Annotated in this window: 15 protein-coding genes; 11 read left to right on the top strand and 4 right to left on the bottom strand. The window is 65.0% G+C overall.

Annotation, left to right across the window (positions count from 1 at the left end; genetic code table 11):
* Nucleotides 1-533: 533 nt before the first annotated feature.
* The gene (locus HG718_RS14110) at nt 534-1,169 is read right to left on the bottom strand and encodes a TetR/AcrR family transcriptional regulator (RefSeq protein WP_160586274.1); all 636 of its coding nucleotides are present in this window, start codon (nt 1,167-1,169) and stop codon (nt 534-536) included.
* 75 nt (nt 1,170-1,244) lie between these two features.
* Between HG718_RS14110 and HG718_RS14105 the strand changes: the two genes are divergently transcribed.
* From HG718_RS14105 to HG718_RS14080, 6 genes are all read left to right on the top strand, one after another.
* Nucleotides 1,245-2,249 carry an NAD(P)H-dependent glycerol-3-phosphate dehydrogenase gene (locus tag HG718_RS14105; protein WP_160586272.1) on the top strand — a complete coding sequence of 335 codons (1,005 nt, stop codon included), beginning with the start codon at nt 1,245-1,247 and terminating at the stop codon, nt 2,247-2,249.
* A gap of 129 nt (nt 2,250-2,378) precedes the next feature.
* Nucleotides 2,379-2,657, top strand: coding sequence for a YciI family protein (locus HG718_RS14100; RefSeq protein WP_027845697.1), 279 nt, complete (start codon nt 2,379-2,381; stop codon nt 2,655-2,657).
* 18 nt (nt 2,658-2,675) lie between these two features.
* Complete coding sequence (locus tag HG718_RS14095) at nt 2,676-3,092, top strand: EVE domain-containing protein (RefSeq protein WP_027845696.1); 417 nt, start codon at nt 2,676-2,678, stop codon at nt 3,090-3,092.
* A 39-nt stretch (nt 3,093-3,131) separates the two neighbouring features.
* A complete protein-coding gene (locus HG718_RS14090) occupies nt 3,132-3,623 on the top strand; it encodes a GFA family protein (RefSeq protein WP_244617557.1) in 492 nt (163 codons plus the stop codon).
* Between the two features lie 16 nt (nt 3,624-3,639).
* Nucleotides 3,640-4,014 carry a Rieske (2Fe-2S) protein gene (locus HG718_RS14085; RefSeq protein WP_244617556.1) on the top strand — a complete coding sequence of 125 codons (375 nt, stop codon included), beginning with the start codon at nt 3,640-3,642 and terminating at the stop codon, nt 4,012-4,014.
* Nucleotides 4,015-4,065: 51 nt separating this feature from the next.
* Nucleotides 4,066-4,467: a DUF1761 domain-containing protein gene (locus HG718_RS14080; RefSeq protein WP_160586268.1), complete on the top strand. Its 402-nt coding sequence runs from the start codon at nt 4,066-4,068 to the stop codon at nt 4,465-4,467.
* Between the two features lie 292 nt (nt 4,468-4,759).
* Here HG718_RS14080 and HG718_RS14075 read toward each other — a convergent pair whose 3' ends face one another.
* A complete protein-coding gene (locus HG718_RS14075; RefSeq protein ID WP_160586266.1) occupies nt 4,760-5,506 on the bottom strand; it encodes a creatininase family protein in 747 nt (248 codons plus the stop codon).
* A 5-nt stretch (nt 5,507-5,511) separates the two neighbouring features.
* Nucleotides 5,512-6,006: a GNAT family N-acetyltransferase gene (locus HG718_RS14070; protein ID WP_160586264.1), complete on the bottom strand. Its 495-nt coding sequence runs from the start codon at nt 6,004-6,006 to the stop codon at nt 5,512-5,514.
* A gap of 46 nt (nt 6,007-6,052) precedes the next feature.
* Here HG718_RS14070 and HG718_RS14065 point away from each other — a divergent pair, with 46 nt between their 5' ends.
* The 5 genes from HG718_RS14065 to HG718_RS14045 all read left to right on the top strand — a co-directional run bounded on the left by HG718_RS14065 (nt 6,053) and on the right by HG718_RS14045 (nt 13,122).
* The gene (locus tag HG718_RS14065; protein WP_160586262.1) at nt 6,053-6,496 is read left to right on the top strand and encodes a GNAT family N-acetyltransferase; all 444 of its coding nucleotides are present in this window, start codon (nt 6,053-6,055) and stop codon (nt 6,494-6,496) included.
* A 32-nt stretch (nt 6,497-6,528) separates the two neighbouring features.
* The gene (locus HG718_RS14060; protein ID WP_160586260.1) at nt 6,529-7,788 is read left to right on the top strand and encodes a CaiB/BaiF CoA transferase family protein; all 1,260 of its coding nucleotides are present in this window, start codon (nt 6,529-6,531) and stop codon (nt 7,786-7,788) included.
* A 410-nt stretch (nt 7,789-8,198) separates the two neighbouring features.
* Nucleotides 8,199-10,151 (top strand): acetate--CoA ligase, encoded by a 1,953-nt coding sequence (gene acs / locus HG718_RS14055; protein WP_160586258.1) that lies wholly within the window; start codon nt 8,199-8,201, stop codon nt 10,149-10,151.
* 131 nt (nt 10,152-10,282) lie between these two features.
* Nucleotides 10,283-11,140: an MBL fold metallo-hydrolase gene (locus HG718_RS14050; RefSeq protein ID WP_160586256.1), complete on the top strand. Its 858-nt coding sequence runs from the start codon at nt 10,283-10,285 to the stop codon at nt 11,138-11,140.
* A 1,154-nt stretch (nt 11,141-12,294) separates the two neighbouring features.
* Nucleotides 12,295-13,122: an SDR family NAD(P)-dependent oxidoreductase gene (locus tag HG718_RS14045; RefSeq protein WP_205345648.1), complete on the top strand. Its 828-nt coding sequence runs from the start codon at nt 12,295-12,297 to the stop codon at nt 13,120-13,122.
* A gap of 3 nt (nt 13,123-13,125) precedes the next feature.
* Here HG718_RS14045 and HG718_RS14040 read toward each other — a convergent pair whose 3' ends face one another.
* Nucleotides 13,126-13,872 (bottom strand): extensin-like domain-containing protein, encoded by a 747-nt coding sequence (locus HG718_RS14040; RefSeq protein WP_205345647.1) that lies wholly within the window; start codon nt 13,870-13,872, stop codon nt 13,126-13,128.
* Nucleotide 13,873: the final 1 nt, after the last annotated feature.

Genomic DNA, 13,873 nt, shown 5'->3' with positions numbered 1-13,873 from the left:
CGCGAAAAAGCAGCTGCCGGCGGGATGTCCCGCGGGCCTCGGGGTGCCGGTCAGACGGCACCGCCACGGGTCATCACTTCCGCAATCAGCGCCACCGCATAGACCGCGACGGCGAGGGCCGGCAGATACCGGCTGACGGGGCTTGCAAGCCTCAGGGATGCGTAAGTCATGGGATAGCCCTCCAGCAGCTTTACCCGTGCCCCGACCCCGGATCCCGCTGATCCCGGCCGACCTGGACACCACCGGACCCCGTCCGGCTTCTGGGATATGGGGCACGGGTCCGGCTGTCACAATGAATATTTTGCAAATTGTTCATTGTTTAGACGGAGTCCAAGAGAGGAGCTAATGGCTTGTTCTGATTGAGAAAATCGGGATTTGTCAGGAGGCCCGCTTTTGAACCGGCATGGCTCACATGCGAAAAAGCGGGGCTTTCAGGCGCTTTTCCGCAGCCTTCCATGCCCAACCCTGCGCCATGAAACGCAGGTGACTCTTTTTAAGGCAGATGCCCTGTCCGGGACGGGTAAAGAGGCCGGTCAGGCGGTCTGGCGATCTGGCGCCATGCCGCCGCCGGCAAACAGCTTGCGGTCCGGGCACAGGCCGCCCAGCACCAGGTCAAAGACGCCGGCCAGTTCGCGCTCGAGATTTTCAAGCGTCAGCCGCGACCACAGCTGCGGATAGCTGAACTTCATGGTGGCCGACTGGATCATCTCCGCCGTGAAGGCCACGTCGCTGGTGGCGAACTCGCCCAGCTCGCGCCCATTGGCGATGATCTCCATCAGGATCGCCCGCTCCTGCTCCAGCATGTCGTTGGAGAAATCCGGCCGCTCCGCCGACACGGTCTGCGCCAGCTCGATGATCTTGGGGTCTTTTTCGAGATTGGTGTAGGTCATGCGCAGCTTGCCGAACAGGTAGTCCCGCATGGCCTGGGTGGCCGTCTTGCCCGGCGCGCGGACGGCGCGGGCCAGCTCTTCCATGGTCTCGGTCGCCGCCTTGCGGGCAATGGCCTCCGCCAGGTCCAGCTTGCCTTCGAAGAAGCGATAGAGATTGCCGGGCGACATGTCGCAATCCTTCGCGATCTCCGCCATGGTGGTCTTGCCATAGCCGTAATGGAGAAATCGCGTCCGTGCCGCTTCCAGTATGCAGTCCCTGGTATCGTCTTTTTCTGTCATGGGGCGGGAGTGTAAGGTCCGCGGGTGAATAATCAACGAACCATTCAATCACAACACCGCAGGACTGATCACAAAGTGGCCCAAAAGCCTCTCTCCCATATCGGCATCATCGGGGCCGGCGCCTGGGGCACGGCCCTGGCTGCCGTGGCCGCCCGCGCCGGACGCAAAGTCACCCTCTGGGCCTATGAGCCGGAAGTGGCCGACAGCATCAACCGGCAGCACCTGAACGAGCTTTATCTGCCCGGCATTCCGCTCGATACGTCGATCCGCGCGACCACGGATCTCAGCGCGGTGTCCGCCAATGACGCCCTGCTGCTGGTCTGCCCCGCCCAGGCCCTGCGCAGCGTCACCGGCTCCATGGCGCGCCACGTGAAACCCGGCACCCCGGTTGCGATCTGCGCCAAGGGCATCGAGCAGGCCACCGGCAAGCTGATGACCGAGGTGGTGGCCGAGACCCTGCCGGAGGCCGTGCCCGCCGTCCTGTCCGGGCCGTCCTTCGCCGCCGACGTGGCCAACGGCCTGCCCACTGCCGTAACCCTCGCCTGCGCCGATGACGCGCTTGGCGAAGCGCTGGTGGAGGCGATCGGCATCCCCGCCTTCCGGCCCTATCTCGCCAGCGACCTTATCGGCGCGGAGCTTGGCGGCTCGGTGAAGAACGTACTGGCGATTGCCTGCGGCATTGTCGAGGGACGCAAGCTGGGCGCGTCCGCCGCCGCCGCGCTGACCGCCCGCGGCTTTGCCGAACTCACCCGCCTCGGCGTCGCCCTCGGTGCCCGGGCGGAGACCCTCGGCGGGCTCTCCGGCCTCGGCGACCTCATCCTCACCTGCGGCTCCCGGCAAAGCCGCAACATGTCGCTGGGCGCAGCCCTGGGCGAAGGCCGCGACCTGGCCGAGATCATCGCCGAGCGCGTGACCGTTGCCGAGGGCGTGGCCACCGCCCCCGCCGTGGTGGCCCTGGCCCGCCGCCACAACGTGGAAATGCCCATCTGCGAAGCGGTCGCCGCCATCGTCACCGGCGAGGCCAGCGTGGACGACGCCATTGGCGGCCTGCTCGCCCGGCCCTTCAAACGCGAGGCCTGATCACGTCTTTTCGCACGCCGATACCCCGCGCCGCGCTTGCGCCTTTGCAACGGCTCGCCCATCTTGCCGCCCGACTATCAACCGCGTCACCGCCTCAGTCCCACACTAAGAACACCAAGGACCAGACCCATGCTCTACGCCCTTTACTGCGTCGACAAACCCGACAGCGAGGATCTGCGCCTCGCCAACCGCGACGCGCATCTCAAATATTGGGCGGAAACCGGCAAGGTGAAGCTGGGCGGCCCGTTCACCGATGACGCGGGCGAGCACATGGAAGGCTCCTTCCTGGTGATCGACGTCGCCACCCGCCACGAGGCCGAGACGCTGCAGGCGGACGACCCCTACCAGCTGGCCGGCCTGTTCGCGCGCGTGGACATCCGCGCCTGGAAGTTCCTGCTGGGCAATTAGCGCTGGGGAGAAGAAACAATGGCGTACTGGCTTTACAAGTCCGAACCCGGAACATGGTCCTGGGACGACCAGGTGAAATGCGGCGCCAAGGGCACCGAATGGGACGGCGTGCGCAACTACATGGCCAACAACTTCATGAAAGAGATGAAGATTGGCGACAAGGGCTTTTTCTACCACTCGGTGAATGAGAAGCAGATCGTCGGCATCGTCGAGGTGATCGGCGAACACGTGCCCGACCCGACCGACGCCAAAGGCAAGTTCGGCATGGTGCAGCTCAAGGCCGTTGAGCCCATGCCGCGCTTTGTGACGCTTGCCGAGATCAAGGCCGAGCCGGGCCTTGAAGAGATGGTGCTGGTCAACAATTCCCGCCTCTCCGTCCAGCCGGTGACGGCCGCGGAGTGGAAGAAGATCTGCAAGATGGGCGGGCTGAAATAGGCCATCCGCCTGCGGATAATGTCTCACCGGAGGGCATGGATGATGACACCGCTTGAGACCCCGCCTTTGCCGCTCACCGGCGGCTGCCAGTGCGGCGCGGTGCGCTACACGATTTCCGGCCCGCCGGTGGTCTTCTATCTGTGCCACTGCACCGAGTGCCAGACGCAATCCTCCAGCGCCTTCGGCGAGAGCCTGCGGGTCAGGCTGGCAGATTTTGACATCACCGGCCCCACGAAAGTGTTCCTGCGGCCGATCGCCAAGGGAGGTCACCAGACCTGCACCTTCTGTGAGATTTGCGGCACACGGCTGACCCATCAGCGCGACGGCTATGGCGACAAGCTGAACGTCAAGGCCGGGACGCTGGACGATGCACAATGGCTGGTCCCCGCCGGGCATATCTGGGCGTCGTCGAAGCAGGCGCATATGGACCTTGCGGCCTATGATTTGGTCTATCCGCACCAGCCGGAAACGGACACAGACCTCGAAGCCCGCTGGCGCGCCATGACGCCCGCCTGGCACCCTGAGGGCTGAGACGGGAGCCGGGCCGATGACCATGCCTTCCTACAGAGACCGCCCCGGCGCCCCCGCCCCCGGCACGCGCCTGTGTGCCCTGGACGAGATCCGCGAGCCGGGCGCCCGCGGCTTCCTGTTCGGCGAAGGCACCACACGCTTCGACATGTTCATCGTGCGGCAGGGGGACAAGGTGGTCGGTTATGTGAACGAGTGCCCCCACGCCTTCACCCCGCTGGAGACATGGGCGGACAAGTTCCTGACCCTCGCCGAAGACGAAATCATCTGCTCCACCCATGGCGCCCTGTTCCGCATTGAGGACGGGCTGTGCACCTCCGGCCCCTGCACCGGCAAGCGCCTGATCCCCGTCCCCGTTGCCGTTAAGGACGGGATGGTTATCATTTCCGGCTGACGCTGATTTCTCGGCGCGCACACTGTTGGCAGGCACAGGGGGAGGATGCCAATGGACCTCATGTCCCAGATCAACTGGCTGGCCGTGCTGGCCGCAGCCATTGCGGGCTTTGCCACCGGTGCTGTCTGGTATGGCGTCTTCGCCAAGCCGTGGATGGAGGCAGCGGGCCTTAGCCAGGAAGACCTGACCCAGAGCCCCGCACTCTATGCGGGCGCCTTCGGCCTGCAGCTGGCCATGGCCTTCACCATCGCACTCGTGCTGGTCACCACCGGCATCTCGACCTGGCTCGGTGGCGCGCTGCTGGGCGTGGCCCTCGGCATCGGCGTCGTCACCGCCAACAAGGCGCTCAACGCAAGCTTTCAGGGTACGGACAAACGCCTGGTGCTGATCGACGGCCTCCACGCCGCCACAGCCTTCGCCTTCATGGGCGCCATTCTGGGCGGCTGGCAGTAGGGGCTCACGGCAAGGCGATAGAGACCCTCCGGTCAAGCCGGAGGGATACGGTGGTGGGGATATGAGGCCAGGTGATTTAACTACCCCGCGGCCCCGGACTTGATCCGGGGCCTACTCGCCTGTGTGATTGGGCATGGCGTTGGCTGGTCGGCTCTGACAGTCCGACGCTCGCTGCGGCAAGCGGGTCTGCGAGTGGACCCCGGATCAAGTCCGGGGTGACGGAACGTAGGTGAAAAAATCCCCGCCCGTCCTCCGGCTTGACCGGAGGACCTCTTACCGCTTGCCGGGACGCCTAAGACGCCGCGAATTTCGCAAAGCTCTCCTGCAGTCCCTTGGCCGACAACGCCACCAGCTTGCCGCCGTCTTCGGGCGTTGCGAGCGACGGGTCGGAGCCCATGCGGCCGTCGGGGAATTTGGCGCGGTAGTCGGCCGCGTCGGTGTAGCGGCCGTTGGGGGCGATCTGCGGGGACATCTCCGCCTGCTTGATGCTGTCCGGATAGGCCCATTGGGTGACGGCCACTTCCGACGGGGTGGCGTGGCTGCCATGGCTCTTGCCGTAGGTCTTCATGCACATGTCCATGACGGGCTTGTAGTCCCACCAATTGTCGAGCTTGCACTTCACCGGCCCGCGATTGGACGCGTCACCAGCAAGCGAACGGTCCGCATAGATTTCCGAGAATGCCGCATTGATGGTGGCGATGTTGCCGCCATGGCCGTTGAAGAACAGCACCCGCTCAAACCCGTGCACGGCGAGCGACGACACCCAGTCATGGATGGCGGCGATCATCGTTGACGGCCGCAGCGTCATCGAGCCGGCAAAGCCCAGATGATGCTGCGCGCAGCCCACATTGAAGGTGGGCCCGACCAGCATGTCCGCGTCCTTCTGCGCCTCATGCGAGATGATCTCAGGACACAGCGCGTCCGTGCCGATCAGCCCGTTCGGCCCGTGCTGCTCCGTCGAGCCGATGGGAATGATGATGGCTTTCGAGCGCGTGAGATAGGCGTCGATTTCCTGCCAGGTGGAATGGTGCAGCAGCATGGGGCCTAGCTCCTTGTGAGATATTCGAATTCGATTTCGTCGCGGATCGGGATTCCGTTCTCGCCCGTCATCGGGATCTGCGGTTTCAGCCTGCGGGCCGCGTCAATGGCGTTGATCCCCACCCGCGCGATCCGCATGCCGATGATCTGATAAAAGCCGATGGCGCGCAGATTGTCGTTGGTGGTCACAAGCTTTACCCGCCGCAACCCCACACCCCGCGCGACATCAAACATGTCCGCCATCAGCGCCCGGCCGGCGCCCCGTACAGCCCCTGTCGCCGCAAGGGCAACGACCTCAAGCTCGTCATCCTCAATGAGATAGGCAGCACAGCCCGCAAAATCATCCCCCGCCAGGGCGACCCTGACCGGCAGGGTATAGGGATCGACCGCCCGGCCGAGCGACACGACGCTGTCTCCCCAATGCTGCCGCAACAGATCATGCGCCTGCGCCATCAGCGCATCATCCGGGTCCGCAATCCGTATGTCGGGCGATCGGGTCATAACGCCCAAGCTTGACCCATCAGGCGCCCTGACGGCAAATCGCCCCATGTCAGAGATCCTCCTGCGCCCCGCCATCCCGGATGACGCCGCCGCCATTGCCCGCGCGTTTACGCCCGCGCGCCGGGCCATGCCCGGTGTGCCGGACATTCACACGGCGGAGGACGACCTTGCGTTCATCACCCGGTCGATGCTGCCGGACAACACCGTGACGGTGGCGGAACTCGGCGGCACCCTTGCCGGGGTCGCAGCCTATGCCGATGGCTGGCTCACCCACCTCTATGTGCATCCCGACCACCACCGCCGCGGCATCGGCGCGGCCCTGCTGGCCCATGTGATGGCGTACTGCCCGCAAGGATTGAGCTTGTGGGTGTTCCAGAGCAATGCGCCGGCCCGTGCGTTTTACGAATCCCATGGCTTCCGCTGCGTCGGCCTCACGGACGGACAATCCAATGAGGAAAAATGTCCGGATGCGCGCTATAGCTGGCCATGAACCCGCCACCTGAAGAAACGGACCCGCATCCCATGACCGCCACCAAATCGCCTGACACCGAAAACACCGGCCCGCTCGCCGGGGTGAAGATCGTCGACTGCACCTCCGTGGTGCTCGGCGCCTATGCCATGCAGATCCTGGGTGATCTCGGGGCCGAGGTGATCAAGATCGAGGCACCGACGGCGGAAGGCTCCCCCGGCGGCGACATCCTGCGCTGGGGCGGCAAGTCACCCAAGGGCCCCGGCATGGGCCCGCTGTTCATGACGTACAACCGCAACAAGCGCTCGGTGATGCTCGACCTCAAGAGGGAAGAGGCGCGCGAAGCACTGCGTACCCTCATCAAGGACGCCGACGTCTTTGCTTCCAACATCCGCTATGCGGGCATGGAGCGGCTGGGGATAGACTATGACAGCGTCAAGAAGATCAACCCGGAGATCGTCTATGTGCACGCGGCAGGCTTCGGCAAGGACGGCGCCTATGGCGGGCTGCAGGCCTATGATGACCTGATCCAGGCAGCCTCCGGCGGCACCGACCTCTTGCCGCGCGTCAACCAGCGCGCAGGGCTTGAGGGCGAACAGTTCGAGCGCCCCGCCTATCTGCCGAGCCTCGTCGCCGACAAGACCACAGGCCTGCACATGGTCTATGCGACGCTGGCAGCGCTCTATCACAAGCAGCGGACGGGCGAGGGCCAGTTCGTCGAAGTGCCGATGCTGGAATGCTTCACCAGCTTCACCATGAGCGAGAACCTCTACGGCCACTGCTTCGAGCCGCCGGTCGGCGGCTACGGCTATTCCCGCGTGCTCAACCCCAACCGGCGTCCCTTCAAGACCAAGGACGGCTATCTGTCGATTGTTCCGTATTCGGACCGCCAGTGGGATGATTTCTTCGAGCTCGGCGGCCGCAAGGGCCTGTTGCAGGAAGACGACCGCTTCAACACCTACCAGAACCGCACCCAGAACGTGCTGGCGCTCTACGCGCTGGTGGAGGAAGTGGCCCAGACCCGCACCAGCGAGGAATGGATCGACCTGCTGAAGGAAAAGAACATCCCCGCCATGCGCGTGAACCGCCTGGACGACGTGACCAGCGACCCGCATCTGCAGTCGATCGGCTTCTTCGAGCACTACGACCACCCGCAGGAAGGCACCTATGTGGCCATGAAACAGCCGGTGAATTTTGAAAAAACACCCGCGACGCACAGGCACCACCCGCCGGCGCTGGGCGTGGACACGGAAGCTGTGCTGCGAGACGCCGGGTTGAGTGATGCGGAGATCGCGGCGGTCTCGAAGGGCTGAAGGTATGTGCGGGCGGTCAGGCTGTCGTCCCCCACCCGGAGACCCTCCGGTCAAGCCGGAGGGACAGCGGTGGTGGTGGGGCGGTTGAGGGCGACTTGTTTCGGCCTCACACCCAGCCACCCCCACTACTGTCACCCCGCGACTTGATCGCGGAATGACAGAAGAAGGGCTGTGGGGAGTTAGCAAATACCCGCCGCCCCGGCCCTCCCCATCGAGGAGTGGGAACCGACCTGCGCAACGCTGACGGCCGCACTTTTTGACCCACCGCAACCCGCCTGCCCTTGCCCGGCAGGCGTCGGGGCACCAGAATGCGGGCCAACAAGATGTTCGGGGTTGGGACGGCTGAGAACGACACGGGGGCGTGATGACGCCCCGCCTCCCGCACCCCCTTACGGGATCAGGGAGCAACCATGTCCGACCAGCTAATCAAAGTCCCCGCCGACTGGGCCAAGTCCGCCTATGTGGACGACGCGAAATACACCGAGATGTACGAGCAGTCGATCAAGGACCCGGTGGGGTTCTGGGCCGAGCACGGCAAGCGCGTCGACTGGATCAAGCCTTACACCAAGGTGAAGGACGTCTCCTACAACCAGCGCGATTTGCATATCCGCTGGTTCGAGGATGGCACGCTCAACGCCTGCTACAACTGCGTCGACCGCCATGTAAAGGACAAGGGCGACGAGGTGGCGATCATCTGGGAGGGCGACGACCCGTCCGTCGACCAGACAATCACCTACACCCAGCTGCACCACCACGTGCAGCGCTTCGCAAATGTGCTGAAGGATCAGGGCGTCAAGAAGGGTGACCGCGTCACCATCTATATGCCGATGATCCCCGAAGCGGCCTACGCCATGCTCGCCTGCGCGCGCATCGGCGCGGTGCACTCGGTGGTCTTCGGCGGCTTCTCGCCGGACGCGCTGGCCGGACGCATCCAGGACTGCGACAGCCGTTTCGTCATCACGTCTGATGAAGGCGTACGCGGCGGCCGCCCGATCCCGCTCAAGGAAAACACCGACGACGCGCTTGATAGCTGCCCGGACGTTGAAAGCGTCATCGTGGTCGAACACACCGGCGGCGCCGTCACCATGAAGGAGGGCCGCGATGTCTGGTATCACGAGGTAGCCGGGCGGGTGGACCATGAATGCCCGTGCGAGGAAATGAACGCCGAAGACCCGCTGTTCATTCTGTATACGTCCGGCTCCACCGGCAAACCCAAGGGCGTGCTGCACACCACCGGCGGCTATCTCGTCTATGCGTCGATGACCCATCAATATGTCTTCGACTACAAGCCCGGCGACATCTACTGGTGCACGGCGGATGTGGGCTGGGTGACCGGCCACAGCTACATCCTCTATGGCCCGCTGGCCAATGGCGCGACGACGCTGATGTTTGAAGGCGTGCCCACCTATCCGGATTCATCGCGCTGCTGGCAGGTCTGCGACAAGCACAACGTCAACATCTTCTATACCGCCCCCACCGCCATCCGCGCCCTGATGCGCGAAGGCGACGAGCCGGTGAAAAAGACTTCGCGCAAGAGCCTGCGCCTGCTCGGCTCGGTGGGGGAACCGATCAACCCGGAAGCCTGGCTCTGGTACCACAAGGTGGTGGGCGATGAGCGCTGCCCCATCGTTGACACCTGGTGGCAGACGGAGACCGGCGGCATCCTCATTTCACCGCTTCCCGGCGCGACCGACCTGAAGCCCGGCTCCGCCACGCGGCCCTTCTTCGGCGTGGAACCCGTGCTGGTGGACAATGACGGCCACCCGCTGCACGGCGCCACCTCCGGCAATCTGTGCATCGCGGATTCATGGCCCGGCCAGATGCGCACGGTCTATGGCGACCACAAGCGCTTCTTCGAGACCTATTTCAGCCAGTTCAAAGGCAAGTACTTCTCCGGCGACGGCTGCCGCCGGGACGAGGACGGCTATTACTGGATCACCGGCCGCGTCGATGACGTGCTCAATGTCTCCGGCCACCGCATGGGCACGGCGGAAATCGAAAGCGCGCTGGTGGCGCATGAGAAGGTGGCGGAAGCTGCCGTCGTCGGCTACCCGCACGACATCAAGGGCCAGGGCATCTATGCCTATGTGACGCTCAAGCAGGGCCAGGACCCGTCGGACGACCTCAAGAAGGAGCTCGTCCAGTGGGTGCGCAAGGAGATCGGCCCCATCGCTTCACCCGACCTCCTGCAATGGGCGCCCGGCCTGCCCAAGACCCGCTCCGGCAAGATCATGCGCCGCATCCTGCGCAAGATCGCTGAGGACGATTTCTCCAATCTCGGCGACACCTCCACCCTCGCCGACCCCGGCGTCGTCGATGACCTGATCGACAACCGCCAGAATCTCGGCGGCAAGAGCGCGTAAAAAATCGAGGCACGCACCGGGCCGGCCGGTGCGTGCCTCTTCCCGCCTCACAACTTGCGCAGCCGCTCAGCGCTCCCCACATGTCCCTCAACAATCACGCAAGAGTGAGCAGGGACAGGACGGGACGCACCATGCAGACATGGAAGGTGGGTGACATCACGATCACGCGGATCGTGGAATATGAGGGGCCGATGCCCGGCGGCGGCGAGGGCTCCATGGTGGAGGCGGCCTATCCGGATGCGGTGAAGCAGATCGACTGGCTGCGGCCCCACTGGGCCACTGATGACGGCATGATCATCGCCGCGATCCACGCGCTGCTCATCGAGACACCATCGACCCGCATCGTCGTGGACACCTGCGTCGGCAACGGCAAGATCCGTCCCGGCACCTTCTTCGACAATCTGCAGACGCCCTTTCTCGATCACATGAAAGATGTCGGCTGGCACCCCGACAGCGTCGACATCGTGCTGTGCACCCACCTGCATGTGGACCATGTGGGCTGGAACACCATGAAGGTGGGCGATGAATGGGTGCCGACCTTCCCCAATGCGCGCTACCTGATGGGCGAACGCGAATATGAGCACTGGGAGGCCGAGGGCGACGCGGCCCAGGCGCAGATCATGGCCGACAGCGTGGCCCCGATCTTCGACGCGGGCCTCGCTGTCCTGGTGCCGATGGATTATCAGGTTACGGACGGTGTACGGCTGGTGCCGACGCCGGGACACACGCCGGGACACGTGTCGGTCGAGATCATCTCAAAGGGCGAGACGGCGGTCATCACCGGCGACCTCACCCACCACCCCTGCCAGCTGGCCCATCCGGAATGGTCGTCCGGCTTCGACACGGATCAGAAACAGGCTGACGCCACCCGGGCTGCTTTCTTCCGGCAATATGCCGGCAGCCCGACCCTCATCATGGGCACCCACTGGGCCACCCCCACGGCGGGGCACATCATCCACGACGGCAATGCCTACCGCCTCAAGGCCTGAGGCCCGGCAAGCCCCACGCCGCACTGCCATCCCGCAACCGGATCGCGGGATGGTAACTCTGGGGGCAAACATCCTCCGTACCCCTCCGGCCTGACCGGAGGGTCTGCTCTCGATGCCGCTTGCCGCAGCGCGCGCGGAACCGGCACGGCGGGAGCCGGGCACCCTGTGCTCAACAGCCAAAGCGAGTAGACCCCGGATCAAGTCAGGGGTGACGGAAAAGGCAAGGGAATGAGCAAAGTCATCTCCCCCCTCGCGGGAGAGGTCGGTGCGTCAGCACCGAGTGAGGGGGGATGCTCTGGCATTAGAGATCAAGCTACGGAATGACAAATGGAGATTCGGAATATCATCCGCATCCCTCCGGCTTGACCGGAGGGTCTACTCTCGGTGCCCCTTGCCGCAGCATGAGCGGAACCGGCACGGCAGGAGCCGCGCACCCTGTGCTCAACAGCGGAGGCGAGTGGGCCCTCCGGTCAAGCCGGAGGGATGCGGGAGTTTGAGAGGGTATGAGGGCAAGTTTTCCCCACCCCCTGCCACCTGCCGCATACTCGTTGCCATGACCTCCCGCCACACGGGCAGCCGGGCCGACCGGACCTGGGTGGGAGGGCGGATGCCCGGAAGGCCGGGCGAGAGGCGGCCCCTTGGGAACGTGGGGTGCGCGCGCTCAGCCGCGATGCGCAAGTAACGGGTGCGCATTGGATGGGTGGTGGTGTCCCGAACCCGGTCACGCCCTGAAAAAGCTGGCCCCACCGCGTCCAGGCCCGTTCCAAAGTGTGGAGGGTGGAAGCAGGGTTCGCGGGGTTGGACACGCAGGGTAATGCCTGCCCCGCCCCGGTCCGGCCACCGCTGGCAACCATCCGCGCGGGACGCGCCTGAGGCTTGCGACCCAAATCTGTTTATTGCTGCTACCGGCGCCGCGTGAGCGCCGGGCGCGTCCTGCTCTCCCCTGTGCCCGTGACGGCAATGCCGTGTGCGGAGGGTTTGGCGTGGGTGTTGCTCCTTCTCCGTATCCCTCCGGCTTGACCGGAGGGATACGGCGTGGGGCTGACGGTGAGGGAGGAATAATGGGCGGCGGGCCCTACCCCGGCTTGACCGCGCGGGATGGGGGCTGTGCAATCGGGGGCAGGAGAATGATGCAGCAGGATGGACATTTCCCCGTGACCGATGCAAACAACACCGCCCGCCGGACCGCCCTCATCACCGGGGCATCAGCCGGGATCGGCAAGTGCTTTGCCGAACACTACGCAGCCTGCGGCCATGACCTGATCCTCACGGCCCGCCGCACCGACCGGCTGGAAACGCTGGCAGCGCAGCTTGCTGCCGACAACGGCATAACGACCACCGTGATCGCCGGAGACATGGCCGACCCGGCCACACCGCAGCGCCTGTGGACCGAGATCACCGGCCGCGGGCTGACGGTGGACGTGCTCATCAACAATGCGGGCTATGGCATGACCAACAACTTCGTCGATTATCCGTGGACGGAACACCGGGACTTCATCCAGGTAATGGTCACCGCCTATGCGGAGCTGTGCCACCTGGCGCTACCGGGCATGCTGGAGCGCCGCCATGGCCGCATCATCAATGTGGCATCGCTGGCAGGGCTTGCGCCGGGCACCATCGGCCACACGCTTTATGGCGCGTCGAAGGCCTTCCTCATCAAGATGTCCGAAAGCCTGTCGCTGGAAACCGAGGGCACCGGCGTGCATGTGACGGCGGTCAATCCGGGCTTCACCCGATCGGAATTCCACACCACGGCAGGGGTGCAGGAGACCGTGGACCGGATGCCGAAATGGATGTGGATGCAGGCCAAGGATGTGGTGGCGGAAACCCACGCCGCCAGCGAGGCGGGCCGTGCCACCGTCATACCCGGCCGCGCCAACCGGATGACCGCGTTCATCCTGCGTCATGTGCCCGCCAACCTGGCGCTGACCCTGTCGCGCCGCCGCTCCGCCATGCAGGACGACGCCGCGGGCAAGGCCTAGCTGCTAGCGGCAGATGCCCCAGCGGCCGCGCTCGAAATGGAAATGGTCGCGGTGCCGCTCATTGTAGTCAGGCGACAGGACGGTGCGGAACACGTCGCAGGACCCGTCCCGGACGGCGCGCAGGAACGCAGCCTTGTCGCCGCCGCCGTCCCAATCGCGCAGCAGGGAGACCTCGCGCCCGTCCGCAAGGATGAAACCGGCAATGTCGATGGCCTCCGCCCGCGCATGGGCGCTCAGCCGCCCCGTGAGAGCCCCGTTCACATTGCGGCAGGAATAGGTGCCGAAATGCACGACACGCGCGACCTCGCTGCCCAGATGCTTGCGCGCCAGCGGCGCCACCACATGCAGTTCCCACCGCACCAGCGACGCCATGACCGGGCAGGTGAGCCGGATGCTGCCACCGCCCGCATAGACGAAATTGGATTGCTTCAGATGGAGGCCCTGCGCCATGCCGCAGCCCGGGCGGCTGCTGTCGATGGTGTCGGCCTCAACCTTAAAGCCCGCCGCCCGCACCGCGTTGACGCAGGCCGGGTAGGAGCGGTTGATGCGCGCCAGCTTCAGCGGGGTGACGAAGGTTGCTTCGGTGGTGAGGTCGATGGGGGTGGAGGGGTCGTATCGGTCCGGCAGATAGGGAAAGGCGAACACGCTGAGCGCCGCGAAGCCGAACACCAGCACCACCACGCGCCATGTGCGCCACCAGCGGCGCAGGCCACGGCGCAGAGACGCAAGGACCAAAGACCGGTGCGCCACC

Source organism: Pyruvatibacter mobilis, assembly GCF_012848855.1.
In the GTDB taxonomy this organism is placed as follows: domain Bacteria; phylum Pseudomonadota; class Alphaproteobacteria; order CGMCC-115125; family CGMCC-115125; genus Pyruvatibacter; species Pyruvatibacter mobilis.
This window is presented reverse-complemented; position numbering and strand designations above follow the sequence as displayed.